Below are 26,365 nucleotides of genomic sequence, written 5' to 3' on the forward strand. Positions count from 1 at the left end.
GGGGACGGAAGCGAGCCGAGCCTGATTCGTTCGCTGGCAAGCCGAGATTCGGCGCCGTGCGCGTCAGCACACAAGCCGGAGATCGGCGCAGTCCAGCGGGCGAACCAGGCCGGCGCAGCGCCCTAAACCCACCGAGCGATGGGGGTGGCGCCGCCGGCGACCTTTTCGCCGGGGGCGACGAGGGCTTCGGCGGCGTCGGCGGGGAGGTACACGTCGGTGCGGGAGCCGAAGCGGATGAGGCCGAAGCGTTCGCCGCGGGAGAGGAGCGCACCGGCGGGGGCACGGTGCACGATGCGGCGGGCGACGAGGCCGGTGCGTTGGGCGACGGCGACGGGTCCGCGCGGGGTGTCGAGCACCGTGTACGCGGCGACGTTGTGTTCGGCGGCTTCCTTCATCGCCGGCGCGTACCCACCGGATTCGCGGAAGACCTCGATGACGCGGCCGGCGACGGGCGCCCGGTTGATGTGGACGTCGAGGACGGACAGGAAGACGGCGATGCGCAGCCATTCGCCGGTACCGACGCCGAAACGGTCGTCGCTGAGCCGTTCGACGCTGAGTACGGTGCCGTCGCTGGCGGCGACGACGAGCGACTCGTCGTCCGGTACGGCACGCTCGGGGTCGCGGAAGAACGCGGCGACGGGGAGCGCGGCGAGCGCCGGTACGAGCCAGAGTTTCGACTGGGGGCGGGCGCGCTTGGTGAGCAGCGCCAGGCCGAGCATGGCGGCCCCGGCGACCACGCCGTTCGAGTCGAGGTGCATGCCGCCGGCGAGCGGGACGCTGCTGGGGCGGGTCGCGGGCGCGAGGGTCGCGGCGAGCGCGGGCTCGGCCGCCGTGAACCGCAGCCGGTGTACGCGCATCGGCGGGAGGTGCCGCAGCACCAGGTCGCTGCCCACCCCGTACTCCTCGGCGAGCTCGCGGAGTTCGACGTCGGCCGGGTCGCCGGGCCGGGCAGCGGCGGCGGCGACGAGGACGCCGCCGGGCGCGACCAGTTCGCGGAGGTCGGCGAGAAAGGTGGCGACCTCGTCGGCCGGGCCGGACAGCGGGGCGGCGACGACGACCACGTCGCACGGCTTGGCGTCGGCGAGCGAGGTGACGACCTCGGCCCGGCCGGCGACCTCGTCCCGTACGGCGGCGGGGGCGTCGACCGAGCCGGCGTCGGGCAGCACGGTCAGGGTGTCGCCGTCGCGGAGGCCGGCGAGGGCCCCGGCGAGCACCGGCGAGGCCGCCGGTACGCCGACCAGCAGTGCGGTCTTCGGTCCGGTGTGCCGGGCCAGCTCGCCCAGCAGCTGCGCGGCGACGCGGCCGCCCAGCTTGCCGGATCGCAGTGGCAGCACCGTACGGCTCGCGGGTTGCGTCATCGCGGGGCCTGCTCCGTCTTCCTCGGCGGGTGTGTCCACTGCCACGGTAACCCGGCGTACCGGACGGACCGGCGCGCCCCCGCGCTCAGGACGACGGCGGGGAGCCGCGGCGGCCGGAACGGATCGCGGCCACCAGGCCGATCACGCCGATCACGATCAGCGACCCGGCCGCCAACCAGCCGAACGGCACGGTCACGGTGGCGACCGCGGCGACCAGCCACCAACCGCCCATACCGAGGAAGATCAGGCCGAAGACCAGCGACAGTACGTCGGTCGCGTGCGGCTTCAGGGTGCGCCTGCGCTCGTCGTCGCTCACCGGGCCACCTCCACGTTGCCGACGCCGGACTGTACGTCGAGGGTCACGGTCCCGCCGCCGGGCCCGTCCGGGCCGTCGTCGGTGACGCGCTGCATGCCGGGCTGGTGCCCGTCGTACTGCTTGCCGAAGAGGGTCGCGTCGCCGGCGCCGCCCTGGAGTTCCACGGTCGCGTCCACGTTCCTGGGGAGGAGCACCTTCACGTCACCGACCTCCGCGCTGATCCGTACCGGGGGGATGGGGCCCTCGGGCGGCTGACCGGCGGCGCTGGTGCGCGCGAAGTCCACGTGGGTCAGGTCGAGCGTCGCGTCACCGACCCCGGTGTGGTAGTCGGACTGGATCTCGTCGACCGTCAGCGGCGTCCACGTCATGTCGCGTACGGTCGCCGGCCCCGGCTGCGGGATCCGGTCCCAGTCGGCCCGCTCGGACACCCACGAGATCGGCAGCGCCAGCGCGAACACGCAGCCCAGCGCGATCAGCCAGCGGGCCCGGCCGCGCCACGCGCCGACCACCAGGCCGGTACCGAGCACCGCGAGGCCCAGGGCGAAGAACCCGGACGCCGGCACGTGCAGGCCGAGTACGGCCAGGACGGCGAGCCCGCCGAGCGCCAGGCACAGCGCGAAGAACGTGAGGCGGCCCAGCGCCGACTTCTCCCGCGGCGGCTTCGGCGGCCGCGGCGGCTTCGACGGGCGGGCGTGGAACTGCGGCGGCGGAGGCGGGGGCGGCAGCGTGCCGGTGCCCGCCGGACCGTACGGTCCGTGCGGCGCGAACGCCTGCCGGTAGCCCGGCTGCTGCGGCCCCGTCGGCGGCACCGTGTACCCGGCGGCCGGCGCGACGCGCGTCGGCTCGGGCCGCTGCGTACCGACCGACCAGTCGGCGTTCGGTCCCGGCGGAGCGGTCGCGGGGGCCGGCGCGGCACCGTCACCGGCCGCGGTACCGGTCGCGGACCGCGCCTGGCTGCGCCGGGTCAGGACGACCGCGACGGTGGCCGCGACGGCCGCCGCCAGTACGGTGAACCGGAAGCTGTCGTTCAGGACGAAGAACACCAGCGCGACGCCGGCGACCCCGAGCAGTACGGTCACGGCCGGGTTCGTGCTCGACCGGCCCCGCCCGATCAGCGACTCCACCGGAGCCACCTGGTCGTCCTCGCGCGGCATCATCAGCCAGCCCACCACGTACGCGAGCAGGCCGACGCCGCCGAAGAACGCGGTCACCGTGAGTACGACCCGCCACAGCACCGGATCGGTGTCCGTGGCCCGCGCGAACGCGCCGCACACCCCGGCGATCTTCTTCCCGTGTACGGGACGTACCAGTCGGTGCCGGCGCGCGAACGCGGTGATCGGCGGCAGGTCGCCGTTCGCCCCGGGCCCGGGCTGTCCGGCCCCACCGGGCGGCATCCCCGCGCCGGGCGGCACCGATCCACCGGGCGGCACCGATCCACCGGGAGGCACGGATCCGCCCGGTGGCACCGATCCACCCGGTGGCACCGATCCGCCAGGAGGCATCGAGTCGCCGGGTGGCACCGATCCGCCAGGAGGCGTCGGGTCGCCGGGCGGCATCGGGGTGTCGGCGGGCGGCGGCGCGTCGGCCGCGGAGTACGTGGTGGTGTCGACGAACTCGGTCGGGCTCTCGTCCGCGGCCGGGCCGGCGTCCAGATCCACCGTCCGGTCCGGGTACGCGGCGACCGGCACGGTGTCCGACTCCGCGTCGACCCGCCGGGTGTCCGGCTCCGCGTCGACCGGCACGGTACGGTCCGCGTCCGGTTCGGCGCCGCCGTCGCCCGGTGCCGGGTCCGGGGCCGCGTCCGCCGTCGGGTCGGAGCCCGCGTCCGCGGCTGGAGCTGCCGCGCCGCCCGTGCCCGCTGTGCCGTCCGTACCCGGAACGGCGGCGGATTCCGCGAACGGCGTATCCACCGCCGACCCGCCCGCGACGTCAGCGTCCGTACCGTCCACGGCCGGTGCGTCCACGCTGTCCGCCGCCGGACCGGGCGGCGTGTCCGTGCCGTCCGCGGACGGTGCGGGCGGTACGTCCGGGTCGGGTGTGGTGCGGGCAGCGTCCGGGTCGGGCGCGGCGGCTGGCGTGGGGTCGCCGGGTGCGTCGGACCGCCGGGCCGGGTCCGTCCGGTCCGCGCGCTCCTCGCCGCCGGTACCCGGGGCGGTGTCGCTGGTCATGACACGATCGTGCCCAGGCGGGGGCGGCCACGTCATCGGGCGTCGACCCTGAGTCGACCCTGAGCCCGGACGGGGCGAAGCTCCGGGGTGCGTCCGGTGGTCCGGCGGCCGCGCCGCGTGTGACGATCGATGCGGACGGATGGGCCGTCCCCGCACGTGAGGAGCGCCGCGATCAGCACGCCGACCGGACCCGTACCCGAGCCGACGGGGTCAGGGCAGCAGCCCGGCAGCGCCGCGCCGTCGACCGGTGCCCGGCCGGGGCCGTTCCCGCCGCGCATCCTGCGCCCCATGGCGACCGCCCCGCCGCACCAGCTTCCGCCGTATCCGCCGCCGCGGCCTTACCAGCCGGGCCCGGCGTACGCGCCGCCCGGGTACGTGCCGCCGGGTGCGACGGGCCGCCCGCGTGGCCGGGCGTACGCGCCGCCAGGGCCGGTGCCGCCGGTCGCGCCGCGCCCGACCCCGCAGCCGCCGGTACCGGCGGGGCCTCGGCTCAGTCGCGCCACGAACGGCCGGGCGCTGGCGGGTGTCGCCGCGGGCATCGCGCACCACCTGCGCGTACCGGTGATCGCGGTGCGGCTGGTCTTCGTCGTCCTGATCGTGGCGTACGGGCTGGGCGCGATCCTGTACGCGGCGTTCTGGGCGGTGCTGCCGGTGGACGGCGCGCCGAAGACGTCCCGCCGTGACCTGGGCCAGCTGGCCGCGCTCGCCGCGGTCGGGGTGGGCCTGCTCGTACTGTTCGGCATGGTCGGCTGGGGCGGTACGGCCCTGCTGGTCGGTCTGCTCACCGCGGTCGTCGCGATGGGCGCCGGGGTGATCTGGCACCAGGCCGATCCGGACCGGCGCCGGCGGATGGAGGAGGCCGGCGTACCGGATCTGTCGTTCCTGGGGCGGATCGGGGACCGGGTCGGCGACCGGCGGGCGATGATCCTGCGGTTCGGCGGCGGCGCCTTGCTGGTGGCGGTCGGCATCATCGGCCTGGTCGCGATCACGACGGCGACGGGGCCGATCCGGTCGGCGGGATCGGGGGTCGGCTGGAACGCCATCCTGAACGGGCTGCTCTTCGCGCTGATCGCGGTCGCCGGCATCACGGTCGTGTTCGGGCCGCTGCTGTGGCGTTCGATGGGCCAGCTGCGTACGGAGCGGGAGGCCCGGATCCGGGAGACGGAGCGCGCCGAGATCGCCGCGATGGTGCACGACCAGGTGCTGCACACGCTGGCCCTGATCCAGCGGAACGCGCAGGACTCGCGCGAGGTGCAGCGGCTGGCCCGCGGCCAGGAACGTACCCTGCGCAACTGGCTGTACAAGCCGACCGCGTCGCCGGCGGAGAAGCTGGGCGCCGCGCTGGAGGAGGCGTCGGCGGAGGTCGAGGACTCGTTCGCGCTGAGCGTGGACACCGTCGTGGTCGGCGACTGCGACGTCGACTCGGACATCGCGGCGCTGGCCGCCGCCGCCCGCGAGGCCATGGTCAACGCGGGCAAGCACGCCGGCGTCGAGACCGTCTCGCTGTACGCGGAGGTCGAGCCCGAGCAGGTCAGCGTGTTCGTACGGGACCGGGGCGTCGGGTTCGACCCCGCCGCCGTACGGGATGATCGGCACGGGGTGCAGGGTTCGATCATCGGCCGGATGGAACGCCACGGCGGCCGCGCCGAGATCCGCAGCACCCCGGGCGAGGGCACCGAGATCCGGCTGTTCATGCCGCGGAAGGCCGAGGACTCCAAGGGTGACCGGCCGTGAGGCGGTGCATGATGGTCGGGGAATCCACCAGCGCGGAGGCGAGGACATGACGGACGAGACGCCGGCCCGGCCGTTGCGGGTCTTCCTGGTCGACGACCACGCCATGTTCCGCGCCGGCGTACGGGCGGAGCTGGGGCCGCGGGTGTCGGTGATCGGTGAGGCGGCCACGGTCGCCGAGGCGATCTCGGCGATCGCCGCGCACGAGCCGGACGTGGTCCTGCTGGACGTGCACATGCCGGACGGCGGTGGCCGCGCCGTACTGGAGGCGATGCGCAAGACGCATCCGCACGTCAAGTTCCTGGCGCTGTCGGTGTCGGACGCGGCGGAGGACGTGATCGGGCTGATCCGCGCCGGCGCCCGGGGGTACGTGACGAAGACGATCTCGGCGGACGAGCTGGCCGACGCGATCCGCCGGGTGGCCGACGGCGACGCGGTGTTCAGCCCGCGGCTGGCCGGGTTCGTGCTGGACGCGTTCGCGTCCCGGCCGGACCAGCCGGTCAGCGACCCGGAGCTGGACCAGCTGACGAACCGCGAGCGCGAGGTGCTGCGGCTGCTGGCCCGCGGCTACGCGTACAAGGAGATCGCGAAGGAGCTGTTCATCTCGATCAAGACGGTCGAGACGCACGTGTCGAACGTGCTGCGCAAGCTCCAGATGTCCAACCGGTACGAGTTGTCCCGCTGGGCGGCCGACCGCCGCCTGGTGTGACCGGCTACTACGACCGCGAGGCCGTCCGGTACGACGCGACCCGCGGTGGCCGGCCCCGTGCCCGTGCCGCGGCGACCGCGCTGGCCGGGTTGCTGGGGCCGCCGTCCGGCCCGGTGCTCGACCTCGCCGGCGGTACGGGTTCGGTGGCGGCGGAGCTGACCGCGGCCGGCCACCGGGTCCTCGTACTCGACGGCTCGGCGGGCATGCTCCGCCTTGCCGCGCAACGGATCCCGGGCCGGGTGGTACGCGGTTCGCTGGCCGCGCTGCCGGTGCGTACCGGGTCGGTGTCGGCGGTGGTGGCGGTCTGGGTGCTGCACCTGCTGCCGCCGGAGCTGGTCGCGGCGACGATGGCCGAGGTGGCCCGGTGTCTCGCCCCGGGCGGACGGTTCGTGTCCACTGTGGACAAACGGGCCGCCAACCACGGGACGCCGCGCGATCCGGACGCCACCGACTGCCGCGACACCGTCACCCGCCTCGCCGTCCACAATGGACTCACCCGGTACGCCGACGGCGGCTTCGCCGGGCACGGCCAACGTACCGACGCCGGCGCGACCCCCTGGTACCCCTTGCTCTGTCTGGGTCGTTGACCGGGCAACGGTTTCGTTTTCGGTTGCCGGGAATTGTGTGAACAAGATCCCGGCAAGTGGGCTTGTTCCCTCCGCGCGGTTCGCATAGAGTCTGCCTCTGCATTTCCTTTGGTAACTGTCGCACTCCTTGATGTTTGAAAGTCCTGGGGCGAGGATTCGTGCGCATTGCGGGGAAACCGCCGTTGCAGGGACTTCTCCTCCGGGCACTTCTTCGCGCGGCCCGTCACCTTCGGTGGGCTGCCGGTCACCCCCCAGCAGGAAGGCATTCCGTGTTCGCAGGAAAGAACCGGCGTAGAGGTCTGGGCCTCCGTGCCGCGGTGGTCGTCGCCGCGACCGGCGCGCTCGTCCTCGGCGGCGCGAGCAGCGCGTTCGCCAAGAGCGACAGCGACAAGGCGGTCAGCCCCAAGGCCGCCTCCGAACTGCCGTCCGGCGGTGCCGTCATCGGCCGCGAGGACCGCATCGCGTTCGTCGAGGACAACCAGCCGACCAAGGCCGCACCGATCGCCGAGTTCACGCTGAAGTTCAGCGACGGCAGCGTCAAGAAGGCGTACTGCATCGATTTCCACCACGACGCCGACTCCAGCGGCACCGAGTACGACCCGGGCCAGTGGAACGAGTCGACGGTGAAGAACCTGCCGAAGATCCAGTGGATCCTCACCAACAGCTTCCCGCACGAGAGCGCCACCGAGCTGCTCAACCAGGCCGGCGTCAGCGACACCGCCGGCATCGACACCGAGTTCGTGGCGTACTCGGCGACCCAGACCGCGATCTGGCACTTCAGCGACGGCGTCGAGATCACCGGTAACTCGTCGAGGTCCGGCGGCCGGGTCAAGCCGTTCTCCGACAAGGAGTACGCGGCGCTCACCAAGGTCCGGGAGTACCTGGTGGGCAAGGCGGGCACCACGCCCGAGCCGCCGGCGCCGAGCCTGAGCATCGACCCGCAGCAGGCGTCCGGCCACGCGGGCGACAAGATCGGCCCGTTCACCGTGCAGGGCACCGGCACCGTCGACCACGTCAAGCTGACGGTCAACGGCGACGCCGAGGCGGTCGACGCGGACGGCAACGCGGTGTCCTCGCCGGCCGTGGGCAGCAAGTTCTGGCTGGTGGGCAAGTCGGCCTCCAGCGTCACGGTGTCCGCCGACGGGGTCGGCGTGCTGCCGACCGGCTCGGTCTACCTGGCCAAGGCCGGCCCGCACAAGTTCCAGCAGCTGATCCTGGCCGACACCGCCACGAAGAACGTCGGGGCCCAGGCCACGGTGACCGTCACGACCAAGCCGTCGCCGAGCCCGACGCCGTCCAGCGCCTCGCCGAGCGCGCCGGCCGCGTCCCCGAGCGCCTCCGGTACCGCGGGCGGCGGCCTGCCCGTCACCGGTACCTCGCTGCCGATCATCGTCGGGGTGGCGCTGGTGCTGCTCGCCGGTGGTGGCGCCGCGGTGGTGTTCGCCCGCCGTCGCCGGGTGACCCAGTGACCCGCTGAACCACGAAGAAACGGCGCCCCCGGGGACATCCCCGGGGGCGCCGTCCTGTCCGGCCCGCGAATCGTTGCGGTACAAGCGAATCGCGGGCCCGGTGTGGTCAGTCGCGGGCGATCGCGAACGCCTCGGCGATCCGCCCCTCGCCGAACCCCGCCGTACGGCCCAGCTCGGTGAACCGGTCGCGCATGAACGCGACGGTCGCGTCCGGGTCGGTCAGCTGGCTGGCGTGCGCCCGCAGCGCCGTCACCTTCCGCTCGAACGTGTCGGTCACGTCCACGTAGTGGTCCGGCTCGGGACATCCCGAGTACCAGACCTCGGGGACGGTCCACGCGTCGAGGCCGAGATCGGTGTGCGCGAACGGATTCCGCGCGTCCGGATACACCGCGTACGTGGTGGCCTGGCCGACCGCCTGGTGGTCCGGATGGTTCGGGCCGCCCAGCCTGGACCAGTCGCGGACCGGCGAGTTCGTGAGGACCCGGTCCGGCCGGAACTCGCGGATCCGGCGCGTGATGTCGCGCCGCAGCTGATGCGTCACGTACACCGCGCCGTCCTGGTGACCGTCCAGGAACGCCACGTCGCTGACCCCCACCGCCGCCGCGGCCGCCCGCTGCTCCGCCTCCCGGATCCGCGGCATCTCCTCCCGCGGCGTGTCGTCGAACCCGCCCGCATCGCCCCGCGTGACCAGCAGGTACGCCACCTCGATGCCGGCGTCGGTCCACGTGGCGATCGTGCCGGCCGCGCCGAAGTCGATGTCGTCGGGGTGCGCGAAGACCGCGAGTACGCGCTTGACCTCGTTGTCGTGTTGGCTCACGGCGGAATCGTATGCGCCGCCAGCGAATCCGGCACCCACCCGCACCCCCCCGCGCCGCGTCTGCGGACCCGAGCGTGTCGACGAACTCGCCCGCCGCTTGCCCACACCGCAACCGCGTACGAGTCGCGAGCGGCCGGCCCGGTACGGGCGCCGTTCCGCGCATCCGCCGATTCGGCGCGGAACGGCTCCGTACGGCCGGTTCCGGGTGTCAGGCGTCGTCGATGCCGCCGAGCGGCCCGCGCCCGGCGCGGAGTACGAGCAGGGCGACCTGGGTGCCGTCGGGGCCGAGACCCTGGCGGTAGCGTTCCATGATCTCGCGTTCGCGGGAGAGGACGAGCCGGGTGCCGCCGGAGGCGATGCGGGTGGCGCCGACCTCGCGGGACGCGGCGGCGCGTTCCTGCCAGAGGTCGATGATCTGGCCGTCGATCTCGTCGATGCGGCGGCGCAGCTGCTGGATGCGGTCGCTGGCGGCGGGCTGGCTGGTACCGGTGTCCGGACCGTTGTCGGCGGAAGTCATGGCGCTCTCCTGTGGTCGTCGCGGCCGGGTGCTCCGTTGCCGTCCCGGGACAGCGAAAACGCCCCGGGCTCGGAGGAGCCCGGGGCGTCTGCGTCGGTCTGGTGTGCGCTCAGGCGCGACCTACGGTCACCGGGTCTCCGGTGCCATAAAATCGCCCGCCGAACGTCACGGCCCGACTATACACAGGGCTGCAGCTGGCACAGCAGCTCGCGCCGTGTTCGGTGGTGCGCCGGTCAGAAGGTGACCGACCAGGAGTTCAGCGTGCCCGTGTCGCCCGAGTACACGTCGGTCACCTTGAGCTTCCAGGTGCCGTTGCGGGTCTCGTCCGACGCGTTCACCGTGTACGTCGCGTTGACGTCCGCGGCGCTGTCGTACGGGTTGGCGTTCTTCAGCCGTGCCGTGTCACCCTTCGGCGAGATGAGGTCGATCTGCAGATCGCCCCGGTACGAGTGGGTGATGTGCACGGTGATCTTGGTCTGCGCGGTGGCGTTCGCCGAGCAGCCGGTGACCGCGATGGAGCTGGTGACCGAGCTGGCGTCCGGGATCGCCTGGGCCGCGCTGCTCGTCACCGCGTCGCAACTGCCGCCCTGGGTGGGAGTCGGCGTCGGCGAGGTCGGCGTGGGCGTCGGCGACGAACCGTCGCACGGCGTGTCCGAGCCGGTGACGGCCACCGCGGTCCACGCGGCCTGCGTCGCCTTGTACTCCGCGCTGCACTGGCCGTACAGGTCGGTCGCGGACTTCAGGGTGTCCTGCCGGGCCTGCGCGTACGACTCGGTGCTGACCATGTACGCGTCGAGCGCGTGGTACCAGATGTTCGCGGCCTTGTCGCGGCCGATGCCGGTGACGGTCGAACCGTCGCAGGTCGGGCTGGTGCCGTACTGCGTGTTCCCGCTGCCCTCGGCGAGCAGGAAGAACAGGTGGTTCCCGACGCCCGACGAGTAGTGCGGGTCGGCCTGCGGTACCGCCGACGACCAGCAGTCGAAGGACGCGCCGTCCTTGGACGGCTGGTACATGTAGCGCAGCGGGGTGCCGTCGCCGTTGATGTTGATCTCTTCGCCGATGTCGTAGTCGCCCGGGTCGTTCGGGTTGTTGGCGTAGAACTCGACCATCGTGCCGAAGATGTCGCTGTTGGCCTCGTTGATGCCGCCGACGTCACCGGAGTAGCCCAGGTCGGCGAGCGCCTCGGAGACGCCGTGGGACATCTCGTGGCCGGCGACGTCGATCTCGACGAGCGGGGCGTTGTCGCCCTCGCCGTCGCCGTACGTCATCTGCTGGCCGTCCCAGAAGGCGTTGACGTACCCGCTGCCGTAGTGCACGCGGGACGGCACACCCTTGCCGTCGCCGAAGATGCCGTTACGGCCCTGCTTCTCCTTGTAGTAGTCGAAGGTCATGGCCGCGCCGTAGTGCGCGTCCACGGCCGCCGACGCCCGGTCGGAGTTGGCACCCGTACCCCACGCGTTGTCCGCGTCGGTGAACTTCGTGCACGTGCCGCTCTCGGTGTTTTTCATGTCGCACGTGTAGCCGTTGCCGTGCGACGGGTCGGTCATCTCGTAGCCGCCGCTGGCCTGGGTGGTGTCCAGGTTGACGTCGCCGACGAAGATGCCCTTGCCGGTACCGGCCACTTCCTCGACGGTGTCCCAGCTGCGGATGGTCTTGCCGGTGTCGGCGTTGACCAGCACGTGCTCCTTGCTGGGGGTCTGGCCGTCCTGCTTGAAGCCGGTGACGATCGCCTCGTACGCGAGGACCGGGGCGCCGTCGGCGGCGTCGACGAGCAGGGTCGGGGTGTCGACCGAGGTGACCTTGCCCTTGTGCGCGGTACGGGCGGTGCGCGCGGCGCTCGACGCGGGGATCTTCGCCGTGGTGCCGACGCCGATCGTCTGGTGCTGCGCGACGGTCACGCCCTCGTACGACCCGCCGGGGGCGTTGTGCACGACGAAGTCGCCGCCGTACACGGGCAGGCCGTGGTAGGTGCGGGTGTAGCGGACGTGGGTGGCGCCGTCGGAGTCGGTCACGACCCGGTGGACCTTGAACGCGTCGGAGCTGGACGCGTGGATCGCGCTGCGGTGTGCGGACAGCGCGGTGTTGGCAGCGGAGATCGCCTGCGCCCGGCTGGGGGTCACCGGCCCTGCTTGTGCGGTCGCCGCGAGCCCGACGCCGATACCTCCGGCGACGAGTACTGCTGCGCCCGCGGCGGCGAGGGTCTTTTTCACCCTGAGCCTCCCTGACTTGAGGGGTACGTGACTGTTGTCACGGAAGCGGGTATAACAGGGCAGCTACCGGCCAGTAAAGAGGTACTTAAGCGACCATTAAGATTGATCGCGGTAATTGGGCAGAATTACCCAGCGGATAGCCGCCACCTGGCGGTATTGCGACCCACAGCGCGGTCTGTGGACTCCGGGACCGCGCCGGCGCGGGCGACCTTCCGCGACACCGTGCCGGGCCCGGGTACCTCCGCCGGTTCGGGGCGGTCCGTGGGCGCCGCGTCGCCGATCGAACTGTCGGTGCCCCGGAATAGACTTTGCCGCGATGCACGCACTCTTTGAGATCCCGCCGGTCAACCCCAGCGCGCAGCGAACGGGACGGCCGCACGGGCCCGACCCCGACGACCTGCTCCGCGGGCTGAACGCGCAGCAGCGCGCCGCCGTGACCCACACCGGTTCGCCGCTGCTCATCGTCGCCGGCGCCGGGTCCGGCAAGACCCGCGTCCTCACCCACCGCATCGCGTACCTGCTGGCCGCGCGCGACGTGACGCCCGGCCAGATCATGGCGATCACGTTCACCAACAAGGCCGCGGGCGAGATGAAGGAGCGGGTCGGCGCGCTGGTCGGGCCGCGCGCCCGGCGGATGTGGGTGTCCACGTTCCACTCCGCGTGCGTGCGGATCCTGCGCGCCGAGCACGAGCACGCCGGGCTGAAGTCCACCTTCTCGATCTACGACGCGGACGACTCGCGCCGGCTCATGCAGCTCGTCGCCCGCGAGCTGGACCTCGACCCGAAGCGGTACCCGGCGCGGTCGCTCGCCGCCCAGGTGTCGAACCTGAAGAACGAGCTGGTCGATGCGGAGACGTTCGCGGCGCGGGCGTCCGGTCCGGCGGAGCGCGCGCTCGCCGAGGCGTACACGATGTACCAGCAGCGGTTGCGTGAGGCGCACGCGCTGGACTTCGACGACCTGATCATGACGACGGTGCACCTGCTGCAGGCGTTCCCGGCGGTCGCCGAGCACTACCACCGGCGGTTCCGGCACATCCTCGTCGACGAGTACCAGGACACCAACCACGCGCAGTACGTGCTGGTCAAGGAGCTTGTCGGGGGCGGGGTGGGCAGCGCGCCCGAGGTGATCGCGGAAGGCGAGCCGCTGGGGCCGGCGGAGCTGTGCGTCGTCGGCGACGCCGACCAGTCGATCTACGCGTTCCGCGGCGCGACGATCCGCAACATCATGGAGTTCGAGCGCGACTTCCCGGACGCCGAGACCATCCTGCTGGAGCAGAACTACCGCTCCACCCAGACGATCCTCAACGCCGCCAACCAGGTCATCGCCCGCAACACCGAGCGCAAGCCGAAGAACCTGTGGTCCGACTCGGGCACCGGCGAGAAGATCGTGGGCTACGTCGCGGACAACGAGCATGACGAGGCCGACTGGGTCGCGCGCGAGATCGACCGCCTCGTCGACGACGACGGTGTCAAGCCGAGCGACGTCGCCGTCTTCTACCGCACCAACGCGCAGTCCCGCGTGTTCGAGGACATCTTCATCCGGGTCGGCCTGCCGTACAAGGTGGTCGGTGGGGTGCGGTTCTACGAGCGCAAGGAGGTCCGCGACGCGCTGGCGTACCTGCGGGCGATCGCGAACTCCGACGACGTGGTGAGCGTCCGCCGGATCCTGAACACGCCGCGCCGGGGCATCGGCGACCGGGCGGAGGCGTGCCTGGAAGCGTTGGCGGCCAAGGAGAAGATCTCGTTCGGTGCCGCGCTCGAAGAGGTCGGCGACGCAGCGGCGAGCGGTGGTCGCAAGCACGCACCGGCAGGCATCTCGTCGCGCGCGGTCAACGGGATCGGCGACTTCGTCGCGATGATGGCCGAGCTGCGCACCATGGCCGCGACCGAGCCGCCCGAGGACGTACTGGAGGCGGTGCTCGCGCGCTCCGGATACCTGGCCGAGCTGGAGGCCAGCGAGGACCCGCAGGACGCCGGCCGGGTGGAGAACCTGCAGGAGCTCGTCAGCGTGGCCCGGGAGTACACGGAGCGGATCGAGCGGGCGGCGGCGGCCGGGGACACCGACGACGCCGACGCGGAGGAGACCCCGTCGCTGGCCGGGTTCCTGGAGCAGGTCGCGCTGGTCGCCGACGCCGACGAGATCCCCGAGGGCGACGAGGAACACGCCGGGGTCGTCACGCTGATGACGCTGCACACGGCGAAGGGGCTGGAGTTCCCGGTGGTGTTCCTGACCGGGATGGAGGACGGCGTCTTCCCGCACCTGCGTTCGATGGGCGACAAGCGGGAGCTGGAGGAGGAGCGCCGCCTGGCGTACGTGGGGATCACCCGCGCGCGGCAGCGGCTGTACATCTCGCGTGCCGTCACGCGTTCCGCGTGGGGGCAGCCGCAGTACAACCCGGAGTCGCGGTTCGTGGGCGAGTTGCCGAGCGACCACCTCGACTGGAAGCGCACCGCCGACGCGTACACGACGTGGACGCGTGGCGGGGTGGGTCGCGGCGAGACGGTGGCGGCGCAAGGGCCCAAGGGCAAGGCGCTGGCCGACAAGCTCGGCCTGGACCCGCGGCTGGTCGGCGCGGCGAGCGAGATGCGGCAGGTGCCGTCGCTCGCGCCCGGTGACCGGGTCAACCACGACCGGCACGGCCTCGGCCGCGTCGTCGCGGTGCAGGGTTCCGGCCCGCGTGCCCAGGCGCAGATCGACTTCGGCAGCCAGACCATGTGGATCGTGCTGCGGCACGCCCCGGTCGAGAAGCTCTGACCCCCCGCCGTCTGGTGCGCGGCCGGGTCAGCCGCCGGCGAGGATGTTCAGACCGCGCGCCTTCAGGTACGGCACGGGGTCGAACGCGGTGCCGTTGAGCCGGAGTTCGAAGTGCACGTGCGGGCCGGTGGCGTCGCCGGTGGCCCCGGCGTACGCGATGAGCTGGCCGCGCTTGACGTACTGGCCGGGCGACACCGCGACGGACGAGTTGTGCCCGTACACGACGGTGATGCCGCCGCCGAGGTTCATCTCGACGCCGTTGCCGTAGCCGCCGTCCCAGCCGGCGAGGGTGACGGTGCCGGAGTGCGCGGCGTACACCGGGGTGCCGGTGGGGACGGCGAGGTCGACGCCCGGGTGGTTGGTGCCCCAGCGCGGCCCGAACTCCGACGTCACCGTGTACCCGTGCACGGGGACGCTCCAGGTCACGGCCGGTTTCTTCGTCTTCGACGGCGACGGGCTGGGGCTCGCCGACCGGCTGCGGCTCGGGCTCGGGCTGGTGCTGTGGCTGGGACTCGGGCTCGTCGTACGGATCTTGCTGCGGTTGGCGCGCTGGGACGCGTCGGCGCGGCGCGCGTCGTCGACAGACCCGCTCGGGGTCGCCGGGCGCGCGCCGGACGCGGCCTCGTCGTGCCCGGTCGCGGCGTACGCGGCGCCCGCGCCACCGATGCCCAGGACCGCGACGGCGGACGCGGCGATCACGATCCGGCGTACCGGTCGGGCCGGCTGATGGTGCCGGCCGGTGCTGCGGAAGCGCTTCGGCAGTACCACGGCTCGTCCCTCCGACTCGTGAACGACACGCCGGGTGGCGCGCGCCGGTCACCGTAAGCGGAACGTGAGCGGCGCCGGGTCACGCTTCGCCGCATATACCGGGTCTCGCCGAAACTGCGTACTTCGCTTTGCCCGCAATGGAAATACTTTGCCCACTGCGGGCTGTGTCACAACGTGACGGCGCCCTCGTCGGCGCGGTCGGGGGTGAGCGCTGTGTACACAGCGGTGAGGACCGTGGGGTGCACCAGCAGCGCCTGGTGGCCGACGGCCGGCACCTCGACGCTGCGGCAGTCCAGGTCCGGATGGTCCAGCCGGGCCGACCGCCCCGGTACGACGATCTCGTCGACCGGGCTCCACACCGCCACGAACCGGGTCGCGCAGTCGGTCGGCCCGGCCAGGTCGTGCAGCAGCCGGGAACCGGGCCGCAACTGCCGCCCCAGCCGTACCGGGAAGAGACGGGCGAGATGGGTGCCGCCGTGCGGGCTGCCGAGCGTGACGAGCACGTCGACCCGGCCGTCGCCGCCGAGCCGCTGCACGTAGTACCGGGCGATGAGGCCGCCGAGGCTGTGCCCGACCAGGCGGATCCGGCGGTGCCCCGTCATCACGCACAACCGCTCCACGTACGCGCCGAGCACCGCCGCGGCGCCTCGTACGTCGTTGGTGAGCAGGCCGTAGTTCATCGTCACGACCTGGCGGAAACCGCGCCGCCGCAGCGCACGCCGGAGTACCGCGAAGATCGAACGGTTGTCGCCGAAGCCGTGCACCAGCAGGACGGGGACGTCGCCGTCGTCGGCCGGCGCGGGCGCGAACGGGCGCGGATCGGTGTGCGTCGCCACGAAACCGAACGGCCAGAGCGCGGCGTGCAAGCCGGTCCAGGCCGCCTCAACCGCCGCACCGCGTACCAGAGCGCTCGCCGTCCGCCACATCCGACCGCCTCCCCGGCCCGACTATCGGCCAGCTCGCCATGGCTTGTCCACACCTGCCGGCCCACCCCTTAGTATTCGTTCAGTTGCCGGGTGCGGAGGGACTGACGATGACTGGACGGATCCGCGTGGTGGTCGCCAAGCCGGGCCTCGACGGCCACGACCGCGGCGCGAAGGTGGTCGCCCGCGCGCTGCGCGACGCCGGCATGGAGGTCGTGTACACCGGGCTGCACCAGACGCCCGAACAGATCGTCGCCACCGCGCTCCAGGAGGACGCCGACGCCATCGGCCTGTCCGTACTCTCCGGCGCCCACATGACCCTGTTCCGCCGCCTCGTCGAACTGCTCACCGAACAGCACGCCGGCGACATCGTCGTGTTCGGCGGCGGCATCATCCCCGACGCCGACATCCCCGAGCTGGAACAGATCGGCGTCGCCAAGATCTTCACCCCCGGCGCCAGTACGCAGGCCATCGTCGACTGGGTCACCGAACACGTCCCCGCCCACGCCGCCTAGCCCGGATCCCCAACCACGGCACCATTTCCGCCCGCGCTGCGAAGCAGCCGCGGCCCCGCACGAAATCGGATTGCCGCGCCGCGAAGCGGTCGCGACTCACGGCCTGCCTGTTGGTTCGCCGCGCCGCGAAGCGGCCGCGGCCCATCGTCACCTACGGGGGACGTGAGCGAGCCGAGCGTGATTCGTTCGCTGGCAAGCCGAGGCGAGGCGCCGTGTGCGTCAGCACACAAGTCTCGAATCGGCGCAGTCCAGCGGGCGAATCCCGCCGGCGCAGCGCCACCAACCCAAGTGAAGGGCCGGGTGCACCCCTCAGACACCCGGCCCTTCCTGTGCACGATGCCCCGCCGCCACCCCTCGACCGACAGGGCATCGGCCGTCTGTGTTGCTTGTCGGTTCCGGCTGTACCGGCGCCGACGTCCCGTTCAACGACGGCCCGTGACCGAGGTAACGCCCGGTCGTGAGGAGTTTTACGGAGAGTCCCGGACAGACCGGGGTGGCGTTGATGACTCGGCGCGGGTGGCGGTTTCCCTTTCCGTACGTTTGCTGGCAAGGTGAGGGGCCTACCGAACGCGCCGGGCCGCGCCGCCGGTCGGATCCGGCTGAGATCGCAACTGGCCAGCACAGGAGAATCGCTGTCGTGAACGACGCCCCTCGGTACACGACCCGGGTACCGGCCGGTCGACCGGTCGTGGTTGAGCCCGACATGAAACGCATCGCCCGGCGGTACAGCCGACGGTTGGCGGTGGGGGTCGCGATGCTCGCGCTGTGGATCGCCCTCGCCGTGCTCGGCGTGGCGCGCGGCGCGTTGGACGTGGACACCCCGACGTTGATCGCGTGGATTCTCGGCGCTGTCGTCGTGGTCATCGCGGTGATGCTGGTGATCCAGCGGTGGCGGGCGGAGTCCCGCGGTCCGCTGCTGGTCGCCGACGAGTCCGGGGTGTGGCTGCGGATGGGCGGCACGATCAAGGTGCGCGGCCTGTTCCTGCCGTGGGACACCGTCGACAACGTCGAGATGGTGGAGTACAGGCGGGCCAGGGTGCTGTGCGTGCGCAGCGAGCTGGGCGAGGCGACGGTGCGGCAGAAGTCCGACGACCTGCTCATGGAGGTACGTCGGCGGCGCCGCTGGTGTGACAGCTCGTTCGCGGTGCACGACTGGTACACGCGGGCGTCGCTCCCGGAGACCCTGGAGAAGCTGTACGTGTTGGGTGGCGAGCGGGTGAAGGTCGACAACGCGTCGGCGTGACCTATCAGCCAGCCGCGGTACCCCACGGCGCCGAGTGGCCGGCATCTCGCTACCCTGCGCCGGTAGGCCCGCTGGGAAGCAGCGGGGAATGACGACATCACGTCAAGGACGACGGAACGGGACGCGCACGTGGACCTGTACGAGTACCAGGCGCGGGAGCTGTTCGCACGGCACGGTGTGCCGGTGTTGGACGGCGGAGTCGCTAGCACCCCGGAAGAGGCCCGGAAGGTGGCCGAGCAGCTCGGCGGCCGGGTCGTGGTGAAGGCCCAGGTGAAGACCGGTGGCCGTGGCAAGGCCGGCGGGGTCAAGCTCGCCGACACCGTGGCGGACGCGCAGGCCCGCGCGACCGACATCCTCGGGATGGACATCAAGGGCCACACCGTGCACAAGGTGATGCTGGCGGTGACCGCCGACATCGCCGACGAGTACTACTTCTCGTTCCTGCTGGACCGGGCCAACCGCACCTTCCTGGCGATGTCCAGCGTGCAGGGCGGCATGGAGATCGAGCAGGTCGCCGAGGAGAGCCCGGAGAAGGTCGCGAAGGTCGCCATCGACGCGAACGTCGGGGTCGACCGCGCGAAGGCCGACGAGATCGTCGCCGCGACCGGCTTCCCGGCGGAGGTGGCCGACCAGACCGCCGAGCTGATCGTGAAGCTGTGGGCGGCGTTCGTGGCGGAGGACGCCACGCTGGTCGAGGTCAACCCGCTGGCCAAGACGCCGGACGGCCGGGTGCTCGCGCTCGACGCGAAGGTCACCCTGGACGAGAACGCGGCGTTCCGGCACCCGGAGCAGGCCGAGCTGGTCGACTCCAGCGCGGTGGACCCGCTGGAGCAGCGCGCCAAGGAGAAGCACCTCAACTACGTCAAGCTCGACGGCGAGGTCGGCATCATCGGCAACGGCGCCGGTCTCGTGATGTCCACCCTCGACGTCGTTGCGTACGCGGGGGAGGAGTTCGGCGGGAAGAAGCCGGCGAACTTCCTCGACATCGGCGGCGGTGCGAGCGCCGAGGTGATGGCGAACGGGCTGGAGATCATCCTGTCCGACCCGGCCGTGCAGTCGGTCTTCGTGAACGTCTTCGGCGGCATCACCGCGTGCGACGCGGTCGCCAACGGCATCGTGCAGGCGCTCGGCGTGCTCGCCGAGCGGGGCGAGGACGTCAGCAAGCCGCTGGTCGTACGGTTGGACGGGAACAACGCCGACGAGGGTCGCCGGATCCTGACCGAGGCGAACCACCCGCTGGTCGAGCAGGTGGACACGATGGACGGTGCGGCCCGGCGCGCCGCCGAGCTCGCCGCGCAGGGGGCATGAGATGGCGATCTTCCTGACCGAGAACAGCAAGGTCATCGTCCAGGGCATCACCGGCTCGGAGGGCACCAAGCACACCCGCCGCATGCTCGCCGCCGGTACGAACGTGGTCGGTGGCGTGAACCCCCGCAAGGCGGGCCAGAAGGTCGACTTCGACGGTCAGCAGCTGCCGGTGTTCGGTACGGTCGCCGAGGCGATGGCCGAGACCGGCGCGGACACGACGGTCATCTTCGTACCGCCGAAGTTCGCCAAGGACGCGATCATCGAGGCGGTCGACGCGGCGATCCCGCTGGCCGTGGTGATCACCGAGGGCATCCCGGTGCACGACAGCACCGCCGCCTGGGCGTACGCGAAGTCGAAGGGCAACGCGACCCGCATCGTCGGGCCGAACTGCCCCGGCGTGGCGAGCCCCGGCAAGTCGAACGCGGGCATCATCCCGGACACGATCACCGGCCCCGGCCGGATCGGTCTGGTCTCGAAGTCCGGCACGTTGACGTACCAGATGATGTACGAGCTGCGGGACATCGGCTTCTCGACCGCGGTCGGCATCGGCGGTGACCCGGTCATCGGGACGACGCACATCGACTGCCTGGCGGCGTTCGAGGCGGACCCGGAGACCGACGCGATCGTGATGATCGGCGAGATCGGCGGCGACGCCGAGGAGCGCGCGGCCGACTACATCGCGGCGCACGTGACCAAGCCGGTCGTGGCGTACGTCGCGGGCTTCACCGCGCCGCCCGGCAAGACCATGGGGCACGCCGGCGCGATCATCTCCGGTTCGTCCGGCACCGCCGCGGCGAAGAAGGAGGCGCTGGAGGCCGCCGGCGTCAAGGTCGGCAAGACGCCGACCGAGACCGCGAACCTGATGCGCGAGCTGATGAGCAAGTAGTTCCACCGGTACGACAGTGGGGGCACACCGTTGGCGGTGTGCCCCCACTGTCGCGTCGTGGCCGGTCGCTCGGTAGCCACCGCCGTCGAGGCCGTCGCTCGCGTCCTTGGCGGCCGTCATGGCGCCGCAGCCGCGGTGTCGATGACGCGTCGTGCCGCCCCGGTACGCGCCGGGTGACGTCGGGCCCGACCCGCGTGTCGTGTAGGGACTTCGGACGCCGGATGGTGTTCGGTGGAGGGGAGATGTCCGTGACCGAACCCCCGACCACCCCCACCGAGGACCCGCCGCCGGTCGCCGAGTCGCCGGCCGGCGGCCCTTCGCGTACCCCGGTGGCGTCGCCGCGTGCCGGGGTCTCCGTGTTCGTCGCCGCGGCGGCCACCGCGGGGTGGGCCGCCCTGGTCTCGTTCGTACCGTTGCTGGTGCTCGTCGTACTCGGGTGGCTGGTGGACGGGCGCGGCGCGAGTTCGGCGGTGACGGCGCTGCGGTTCGCCGGGGCGGGCTGGCTCGCCGGCCACGCCGTACCGGTCGGGACGGTCGCCGGGCCGTTCGCGTTGACGCCGCTGGCGTTGACCGCCCTCATCGTGTGGCGACTCGTACGGGCCGGCGCGCACACCGCGCGGGCGGTCGGCGGCGACCGGCGTACCGCGCTGTCCGGTGCGCTCGGCGTCGCCGTGGGATACGGGGTGCTCGCCGCGATCGTCGCGCTTCTGGTGTCCACCAAGGGAATCGTGGTGTCGCCGCTGCGGGCGTTCCTGACCGCGGGCCTCATCGCGCTCGTCGCCGCCGTCGCCGGCGCCGTCCGCGAGAACGGCATGGCCGCGCACGTCGCCGGCCAACTCTCCCCGGCCGTACGCGCCGGGTTGCGCGGCGGGACGTTCGCCGCGCTCGCCCTGCTGGCCCTCGGCGCGCTGGCCGCCGGCGCGTCCCTCGCCTGGCACGCCGACAGCGCCGCCGACACGCTTCGCGCGTACCAGGCGGGGCCGGTGGGCGACATCGGCATCACCCTGCTCTGCCTGGTGTACGCGCCGACCGTGTCGGTGTGGGCCCTCAGCTACCTCGCCGGCCCCGGCTTCGCCGTCGGCGTCGGCACCTCCGTCGGCATCGCCGACGTCCACCTCGGACCGCTGCCGGCGGTACCGGTGCTCGCCGCGCTGCCGACCGGGGCCGCACCCGCCGCCGGCGCGCTGCTGCTCGGCCTGCCGCTCCTGGTCGGTGTCGGTACCGGATGGTTGACCGCGCGGCGCGACACGGGCGCCGGACTGACGCCGTTGTTGCTGGCCACCGCGCTGTCCGGCGGTGTCGCGGGCGCGCTGACGGCGGTCGCCGGCGTACTCTCCGCCGGCAGCCTCGGCGGCGGCCGGCTCGCCGTGATCGGACCCGTCTGGTGGCAGCTCGGGCTCGCCGTCGCCGGACTCATCGGGGTCGGCGCGATGGTCGCCGGCGTCGTCGCCCGTACGTTCGGCCACGTGGCGCCCCGCCCCGACCAGGAACCCTGACCCCGCACCGGATGGCGGGCCCGTGCGCGGCAGGCCGGATTCCCCATGAACTGGGCAGACCGGCCGTACGCACCGGGCGATGAACCGGCCAACAGCGGTGAACCGAGCGGGCCACCGCACGGCCGGGGAGGTCAGCCGAGCAGCCCGAACTTGCGGAGCACCAGGCCGACGCCGCCGCAGCACACCAGCAGCGCCCACGAGACGATGCCGGCGATCAGCGCGATCCGGCTCCACCGGCGCGACTCGTTCGCCGCGTCGTCGGCGGCCACCCGGTCACCCGCCTGGTACGCCACGCGCGCCCGGTACGCGTCGATCGTCGCCGGCAGCGCGAACGGCGGGAAGAGTACGAACATGACGACCGAGGTGGCGAGGTTGCTCGCGAACCCGTCCATCGGGCCCGCGGCGGCCTGCGGTGGTACGGGGGCGCCGGGCTGGTGCGCGGGAGTACCCGGTGGGGTGGGGGCAGCGGGCGCGGGCTGCTGTGCGGGCGCGGCGGGCGTGGTGCCGAAGCGGAGGCCGTCGGCCGGTGGCGGCGTCGTCCAGGAACCGGGGCGGTGCCGGGGCTCGGCCGTACGGTCCGGGTCGGGGCGGTCCGGGTCGGGCTGGCCGGGCTGCATCATCCCGCTCCTCGGCGGCCGGGGACATTCACCCTGTCGGGTGGCTCGAAGAAGCCTAGCGAAGACGTCCCGTCGATGCCCGGATGCGCGTCGTGGCCGGCGGAGGGCGCTCCGCCGGCCACGAATGTCGCGGTACTCAGCTGGTGCTGCTGAAGGTGCTCGGGTTCACGCTCAGGCCGACGATGATGAGGATCAGGTAGATCGCCGAGAGCGCCGCACCGATGATGCCGAGGATCAGGCCGACCTTGCCCAGGGTCGGGTTGTTGGCCTGACCGGCCTCGGCCTTCTTCTTGCCCTGGATGGACAGGATGATCGCGGCGACACCCGTGAGGATGCCGAAGCCGTAGAGGCAGCACGCCACGACCGAGACGATGCCGGCGACCAGGGACAGGATGTTGAGCACGTTGCCGCTGGTGTCGCCACCGGGCTGGCCGCCACCTCCGCCGTACGGCGGGGCGGGCGGCGGAGGAACGCCGGGGCCGCCGGGACCGGGTGCGCCACCGTATCCCTGGTTGCCGTACGGATCGTTTCCGTAGCCGCCGGGACCGCCAGGTCCGGACGGAGGTGGCGGCGCCGTCGGGTCTGTCACGTCGAGTTCCCCCTTGCGTACTGACGGCTTCCAGGGCTGGAAGCCTGATAGAGATCTTCGGCGTCCCAGTCTTACCGAGTCAAGCCAACTTCGCTGGGAGAGGCGCGCGATGCGGTCCGTACGGGACCGTCGGGAGCCGGCGGCCGGGTGGCCCGGCGTACCGGCTATGGTGGTCGCATCGCCCCTGGTAGCAGCCGATGCACGGGCCGTCGCGCGCCCGGCGTCTGAGGAGTCTGGTGTGGCCGCTCGCCTCGTCGTCCTGGTCTCCGGGGCCGGTTCCAACCTGCAGGCCCTGCTCGACGCCTGCGCCGACGAGGCGTACGGGGCGCGGGTCGTGGCCGTCGGTGCGGACCGGCCGGGCGTCGAGGGCCTGGCCCGGGGCGCGCGGGCCGGCGCCGACACGTTCGTGGCGCGGGTGGGCGACTACGCCGACCGGGCCGCGTGGGACGTCGCGCTGACCGAGCAGGTCGCCAAGTACGAGCCGGACCTGGTGGTGTCGGCCGGTTTCCTGAAGCTCGTCGGGCCGGCGTTTCTGGCCCGCTTCACCGGGCGCTACGTCAACACGCACAACGCGCTGCTGCCGGCGTTCCCGGGGATCCACGGGCCGCGGGACGCGCTGGCGTACGGGGTGAAGATCGCCGGGGCGACGTTGTTCCTGGTGGACGAGGGTGTGGACACCGGAGCGATCATCGCGCAGGTGGCTGTGCCGGTGCTCGACGACGACACCGAGGACACCCTGTCCGAGCGCATCAAGCAGGCCGAACGGCCGCAGCTGGTGGAGTACGTCGGCCGGATGGTCCGGAAGGGCTGGACGGTCACCGGAAGAAAGGTCACGGTGCCAGAATGACCGCCCCCGCGCAGGACCGTACGCCGGTCCGCCGCGCCCTGATCAGCGTGTACGACAAGACCGGGCTGGTCGAGCTGGCCCGCGGGCTGGCCGAGGCGGGCGTCGAGCTCGTGTCGACCGGGTCGACCGCGGCGCGGATCGCCGAGGCCGGCCTGACGGTGACCCGGGTCGAGGAGCTGACCGGATTCCCCGAGTGCCTGGACGGCCGGGTCAAGACGCTGCACCCGAAGGTGCACGCCGGCCTGCTCGCCGACGTACGGCTGGACGCACACCGGGCGCAGCTCGCCGAACTGGCCGTGGAGCCGTTCGAACTGCTGGTCAGCAACCTGTACCCGTTCCAGCAGACGGTCGCGTCGGGCGCCGCGCCGGACGAGATCATCGAGCAGATCGACATCGGCGGCCCGTCGATGGTGCGCGGCGCGGCGAAGAACCACGCCAACGTCGCCGTCGTCACCGACCCCGGGACGTACGAGGAGGTGCTGGCGGAGGTCCGCGCCGGCGGCTTCACGTACGGGCGGCGGCGGGCGCTGGCGGCCGAGGCGTTCGCGCACACCGCGCGCTACGACGTGGCCGTCGCGTCCTGGTTCGCCGCGACGGAGCCGGAGGCCGGCGAGTTCCCCGCGTTCACGGGCGCCACCTGGGACCGCCGCGCCGTCCTGCGGTACGGCGAGAACCCGCACCAGTCCGCCGCGCTGTACACCGATGGCCGGGGCGGGCTCGCCGACGCGGACCAGTTGCACGGCAAGGAGATGTCGTACAACAACTACACGGACACCGAGGCCGCGTGGCGTGCCGCGTGGGACTTCGCCGAACCGTGCGTCGCGATCATCAAGCACGCCAACCCGTGCGGCATCGCGATCGGCGCCGACGTGGCCGAGGCGCACCGCAAGGCGCACGCCTGCGACCCCGTCTCCGCGTACGGCGGGGTCATCGCGGTCAACCGTGAGGTCACCGTCGCCCTCGCCGAGCAGATCGCGCCGATCTTCACCGAGGTCGTCATCGCCCCCGCGTACGAGGACGGTGCCGTCGAGGTCCTCGCCCGCCGCAAGAGCCTCCGCGTACTCCGGTGCGCGTCACTGCCCGCGTCGGGGCTGGAGTACAAGCCGATCTCGGGCGGGGTGCTCGTGCAGGACGCCGACCGGATCGACGCCGACGGCGACGACCCGGCCAACTGGCGGCTCGTCACCGGCAAGCCCGTCGACGAGGCGACACTGCGCGACCTGGCGTTCGCGTGGCGGGCCGTACGCGCCGTCAAGTCCAACGCGATCCTGCTCGCCGCCGACGGCGCCACCGTCGGTGTCGGCATGGGCCAGGTCAACCGCGTCGACTCCGCGCGGCTCGCCGTCACCCGCGCCGGTACCGAACGGGCCGCGTCGGCCGTCGGAGCGTCCGACGCCTTCTTCCCGTTCGCCGACGGCCTGGAGGTACTGACCGAGGCCGGCGTACGCGCCGTCGTCGAACCCGGCGGCTCGAAGAACGACCCCGAGGTCATCGCCGCCGCCGAAGCCGCCGGCATCGCGCTCTACTTCACCGGCACCCGGCACTTCTTCCACTGACGTACCGGGCGGCGGCGGGTGCCGGCGCACGTTGGTCGGCGCTGGGGCGCGGCGTTGATGTGGCCGGTTCTTGGCACGTCGACGACGCGCTCGTAGCACGTCGACCTGGCGGTCGGCAGGTTGTCCACAGCCCGCCCCGGTCTGTCCACAGGCCGGGGCGGGCTGTTGTGTTTGGCCGTAGGATCGTGTCGGGGTGCGCCCCCCAGGGTGGGTGGGGGTATGACATCCCGCTGTCGCCAGCGCCACCCGTGCGGCCCTTCCAGCAGTCCCAGCACGCTTCGGCCGTAGCGCTCTGGCGCCTCCCGGCCGTGCTGCTCCACCAGTTCCAGCATGTTCCGGCCGTGGCGCTTCAGCGCTTCCGACCGTGCTGCTGCAGCATTCGCGCCGTCAGGTGCCCGCGGCCGGCCGTGCTGCTCTGGCATTCACGCCATCACGCGCCCGCGTTTCCTGCCGTGCTGCTCCATCACGCGCCCGCGTTCCTGCCGTACTGCGCCGGAACTTCGCGCCGTGACGCGCTCGCGTTCCCTGCCGTGACGGTTCCCGCGTGCCCCCGGGACGCCTCCCGGTGCCGTCCCCGCGACAGTTCCGGCGCGGCCCCTCCGCCCCTTCCCGCGCGGCCCCTCCGGCCCTTCCCGTGCCGCCGTGGCGAGCTTCCGGCGTACGCCCCGTGTGCCCTTCTGGCCCTCCCCGTGCCGCCGCGGGGATCTTCCCGCGTACGCCCCGCGCCGCTTACCGCGATTTGCGTACGGCAACGTCCCCGCCACCGTGAACGTCGCGTGTCGTTTCGCGTAAAACGGATGTACGCGCCGGTCAACGCCGCAGAGAGCACATCAACGTCCATTCGTTATGTTCGATGGGATCTTGAACTCGATAGGTTCGGTCTGTAACATCGGCGCCCGATACGACGAAAGCATGATCTTCCAGGGCTTTAACTGAGCGAGGCGTATAACTCTTACTTCGTGCATTTCGTACCGCGCATT

General features: G+C 72.4%; 22 protein-coding genes. 12 read left to right on the top strand and 10 right to left on the bottom strand.

The annotated features are described in order from the left end of the window. Positions 1-122: 122 nt before the first annotated feature. The 3 genes from Aru02nite_RS12745 to Aru02nite_RS37200 form a co-directional block, all read right to left on the bottom strand. Positions 123-1,358, bottom strand: a complete 1,236-nt coding sequence (locus Aru02nite_RS12745) for a phosphatidylserine decarboxylase (protein WP_203657693.1) — start codon at positions 1,356-1,358, stop codon at positions 123-125. Positions 1,359-1,443: 85 nt separating this feature from the next. After that, positions 1,444-1,674, bottom strand: a complete 231-nt coding sequence (locus tag Aru02nite_RS12750; protein ID WP_203657694.1) for a hypothetical protein — start codon at positions 1,672-1,674, stop codon at positions 1,444-1,446. After that, positions 1,671-3,842, bottom strand: a complete 2,172-nt coding sequence (locus tag Aru02nite_RS37200; RefSeq protein ID WP_203657695.1) for a PspC domain-containing protein — start codon at positions 3,840-3,842, stop codon at positions 1,671-1,673. The genes Aru02nite_RS12750 and Aru02nite_RS37200 overlap by 4 nt, the downstream gene beginning before the upstream one ends. Positions 3,843-4,130: 288 nt before the next feature. Between Aru02nite_RS37200 and Aru02nite_RS12760 the strand changes: the two genes are divergently transcribed. From Aru02nite_RS12760 to Aru02nite_RS12775, 4 genes are all read left to right on the top strand, one after another. After that, on the top strand, positions 4,131-5,576 hold the full coding sequence (locus Aru02nite_RS12760; RefSeq protein WP_239076643.1) for an ATP-binding protein: 1,446 nt from the start codon (positions 4,131-4,133) through the stop codon (positions 5,574-5,576). A gap of 46 nt (positions 5,577-5,622) precedes the next feature. Continuing rightward, the gene (locus tag Aru02nite_RS12765) at positions 5,623-6,282 is read left to right on the top strand and encodes a response regulator (RefSeq protein WP_203657696.1); all 660 of its coding nucleotides are present in this window, start codon (positions 5,623-5,625) and stop codon (positions 6,280-6,282) included. Then, complete coding sequence (locus Aru02nite_RS12770) at positions 6,279-6,869, top strand: class I SAM-dependent methyltransferase (RefSeq protein ID WP_203657697.1); 591 nt, start codon at positions 6,279-6,281, stop codon at positions 6,867-6,869. Before Aru02nite_RS12765 ends, Aru02nite_RS12770 begins: the two co-directional genes overlap by 4 nt. Before the next feature lie 317 nt (positions 6,870-7,186). Further along, positions 7,187-8,338: a thioester domain-containing protein gene (locus Aru02nite_RS12775; protein ID WP_203657698.1), complete on the top strand. Its 1,152-nt coding sequence runs from the start codon at positions 7,187-7,189 to the stop codon at positions 8,336-8,338. Positions 8,339-8,444: 106 nt separating this feature from the next. Here Aru02nite_RS12775 and Aru02nite_RS12780 read toward each other — a convergent pair whose 3' ends face one another. The 3 genes from Aru02nite_RS12780 to Aru02nite_RS12790 form a co-directional block, all read right to left on the bottom strand. After that, a complete protein-coding gene (locus Aru02nite_RS12780; protein WP_203657699.1) occupies positions 8,445-9,155 on the bottom strand; it encodes a PIG-L deacetylase family protein in 711 nt (236 codons plus the stop codon). A 208-nt stretch (positions 9,156-9,363) separates the two neighbouring features. Further along, positions 9,364-9,672 carry a chorismate mutase gene (locus tag Aru02nite_RS12785; protein ID WP_203657700.1) on the bottom strand — a complete coding sequence of 103 codons (309 nt, stop codon included), beginning with the start codon at positions 9,670-9,672 and terminating at the stop codon, positions 9,364-9,366. Between the two features lie 233 nt (positions 9,673-9,905). Then, positions 9,906-11,882: a M4 family metallopeptidase gene (locus Aru02nite_RS12790; RefSeq protein WP_203657701.1), complete on the bottom strand. Its 1,977-nt coding sequence runs from the start codon at positions 11,880-11,882 to the stop codon at positions 9,906-9,908. Positions 11,883-12,198: 316 nt separating this feature from the next. Between Aru02nite_RS12790 and pcrA the strand changes: the two genes are divergently transcribed. After that, positions 12,199-14,637: a DNA helicase PcrA gene (gene pcrA / locus Aru02nite_RS12795; RefSeq protein WP_203657702.1), complete on the top strand. Its 2,439-nt coding sequence runs from the start codon at positions 12,199-12,201 to the stop codon at positions 14,635-14,637. A gap of 27 nt (positions 14,638-14,664) precedes the next feature. On the opposite strand, the gene Aru02nite_RS12800 is transcribed toward pcrA, so the two are convergent. After that, positions 14,665-15,405, bottom strand: a complete 741-nt coding sequence (locus tag Aru02nite_RS12800; protein WP_203657703.1) for a M23 family metallopeptidase — start codon at positions 15,403-15,405, stop codon at positions 14,665-14,667. Between the two features lie 167 nt (positions 15,406-15,572). Then, positions 15,573-16,331, bottom strand: a complete 759-nt coding sequence (locus Aru02nite_RS12805; protein ID WP_203657704.1) for an esterase/lipase family protein — start codon at positions 16,329-16,331, stop codon at positions 15,573-15,575. 107 nt (positions 16,332-16,438) lie between these two features. On the opposite strand from Aru02nite_RS12805, the gene icmB reads away from it, so the two are divergent. The 5 genes from icmB (at position 16,439) to Aru02nite_RS12830 (ending at position 21,776) form a co-directional block, all read left to right on the top strand. Further along, a complete protein-coding gene (gene icmB / locus Aru02nite_RS12810) occupies positions 16,439-16,843 on the top strand; it encodes a coenzyme B12-dependent isobutyryl CoA mutase small subunit (protein ID WP_203657705.1) in 405 nt (134 codons plus the stop codon). Between the two features lie 703 nt (positions 16,844-17,546). Continuing rightward, positions 17,547-18,086, top strand: a complete 540-nt coding sequence (locus tag Aru02nite_RS12815) for a hypothetical protein (protein ID WP_203657706.1) — start codon at positions 17,547-17,549, stop codon at positions 18,084-18,086. A 129-nt stretch (positions 18,087-18,215) separates the two neighbouring features. Continuing rightward, positions 18,216-19,394 carry an ADP-forming succinate--CoA ligase subunit beta gene (gene sucC / locus Aru02nite_RS12820; RefSeq protein WP_203657707.1) on the top strand — a complete coding sequence of 393 codons (1,179 nt, stop codon included), beginning with the start codon at positions 18,216-18,218 and terminating at the stop codon, positions 19,392-19,394. Between the two features lies 1 nt (position 19,395). Next, positions 19,396-20,280, top strand: a complete 885-nt coding sequence (gene sucD, locus Aru02nite_RS12825) for a succinate--CoA ligase subunit alpha (protein ID WP_203657708.1) — start codon at positions 19,396-19,398, stop codon at positions 20,278-20,280. A gap of 248 nt (positions 20,281-20,528) precedes the next feature. Next, on the top strand, positions 20,529-21,776 hold the full coding sequence (locus Aru02nite_RS12830) for a cell division protein PerM (RefSeq protein WP_203657709.1): 1,248 nt from the start codon (positions 20,529-20,531) through the stop codon (positions 21,774-21,776). Between the two features lie 131 nt (positions 21,777-21,907). Here the strand turns inward: Aru02nite_RS12830 and Aru02nite_RS12835 are convergent, their stop codons facing one another. Both Aru02nite_RS12835 and Aru02nite_RS12840 read right to left on the bottom strand, forming a co-directional pair. Beyond that, positions 21,908-22,396, bottom strand: coding sequence for a CD225/dispanin family protein (locus Aru02nite_RS12835; RefSeq protein WP_203657710.1), 489 nt, complete (start codon positions 22,394-22,396; stop codon positions 21,908-21,910). A 133-nt stretch (positions 22,397-22,529) separates the two neighbouring features. Then, positions 22,530-22,796, bottom strand: coding sequence for a hypothetical protein (locus Aru02nite_RS12840; protein ID WP_203657711.1), 267 nt, complete (start codon positions 22,794-22,796; stop codon positions 22,530-22,532). 424 nt (positions 22,797-23,220) lie between these two features. Here Aru02nite_RS12840 and purN point away from each other — a divergent pair, with 424 nt between their 5' ends. Continuing rightward, positions 23,221-23,829: a phosphoribosylglycinamide formyltransferase gene (gene purN, locus Aru02nite_RS12845; protein ID WP_239076644.1), complete on the top strand. Its 609-nt coding sequence runs from the start codon at positions 23,221-23,223 to the stop codon at positions 23,827-23,829. Continuing rightward, positions 23,826-25,385, top strand: coding sequence for a bifunctional phosphoribosylaminoimidazolecarboxamide formyltransferase/IMP cyclohydrolase (gene purH / locus Aru02nite_RS12850; RefSeq protein WP_203657713.1), 1,560 nt, complete (start codon positions 23,826-23,828; stop codon positions 25,383-25,385). Before purN ends, purH begins: the two co-directional genes overlap by 4 nt. Positions 25,386-26,365: the final 980 nt, after the last annotated feature.

Source organism: Actinocatenispora rupis, assembly GCF_016861975.1.
In the GTDB taxonomy this organism is placed as follows: domain Bacteria; phylum Actinomycetota; class Actinomycetes; order Mycobacteriales; family Micromonosporaceae; genus Actinocatenispora; species Actinocatenispora rupis.

Coding starts and splice junctions, on each gene's coding strand:
- Aru02nite_RS12745 (WP_203657693.1), bottom strand. CDS start 1,358: ATGACGCAACCCGCGAGCCGTACGGTGCTGCCACTGCGATCCGGCAAG.
- Aru02nite_RS37200 (WP_203657695.1), bottom strand. CDS start 3,842: ATGACCAGCGACACCGCCCCGGGTACCGGCGGCGAGGAGCGCGCGGAC.
- Aru02nite_RS12760 (WP_239076643.1), top strand. CDS start 4,131: ATGGCGACCGCCCCGCCGCACCAGCTTCCGCCGTATCCGCCGCCGCGG.
- Aru02nite_RS12765 (WP_203657696.1), top strand. CDS start 5,623: ATGACGGACGAGACGCCGGCCCGGCCGTTGCGGGTCTTCCTGGTCGAC.
- Aru02nite_RS12785 (WP_203657700.1), bottom strand. CDS start 9,672: ATGACTTCCGCCGACAACGGTCCGGACACCGGTACCAGCCAGCCCGCC.
- pcrA (WP_203657702.1), top strand. CDS start 12,199: ATGCACGCACTCTTTGAGATCCCGCCGGTCAACCCCAGCGCGCAGCGA.
- Aru02nite_RS12805 (WP_203657704.1), bottom strand. CDS start 16,331: ATGTGGCGGACGGCGAGCGCTCTGGTACGCGGTGCGGCGGTTGAGGCG.
- icmB (WP_203657705.1), top strand. CDS start 16,439: ATGACTGGACGGATCCGCGTGGTGGTCGCCAAGCCGGGCCTCGACGGC.
- Aru02nite_RS12815 (WP_203657706.1), top strand. CDS start 17,547: ATGAAACGCATCGCCCGGCGGTACAGCCGACGGTTGGCGGTGGGGGTC.
- sucD (WP_203657708.1), top strand. CDS start 19,396: ATGGCGATCTTCCTGACCGAGAACAGCAAGGTCATCGTCCAGGGCATC.
- Aru02nite_RS12835 (WP_203657710.1), bottom strand. CDS start 22,396: ATGATGCAGCCCGGCCAGCCCGACCCGGACCGCCCCGACCCGGACCGT.
- purH (WP_203657713.1), top strand. CDS start 23,826: ATGACCGCCCCCGCGCAGGACCGTACGCCGGTCCGCCGCGCCCTGATC.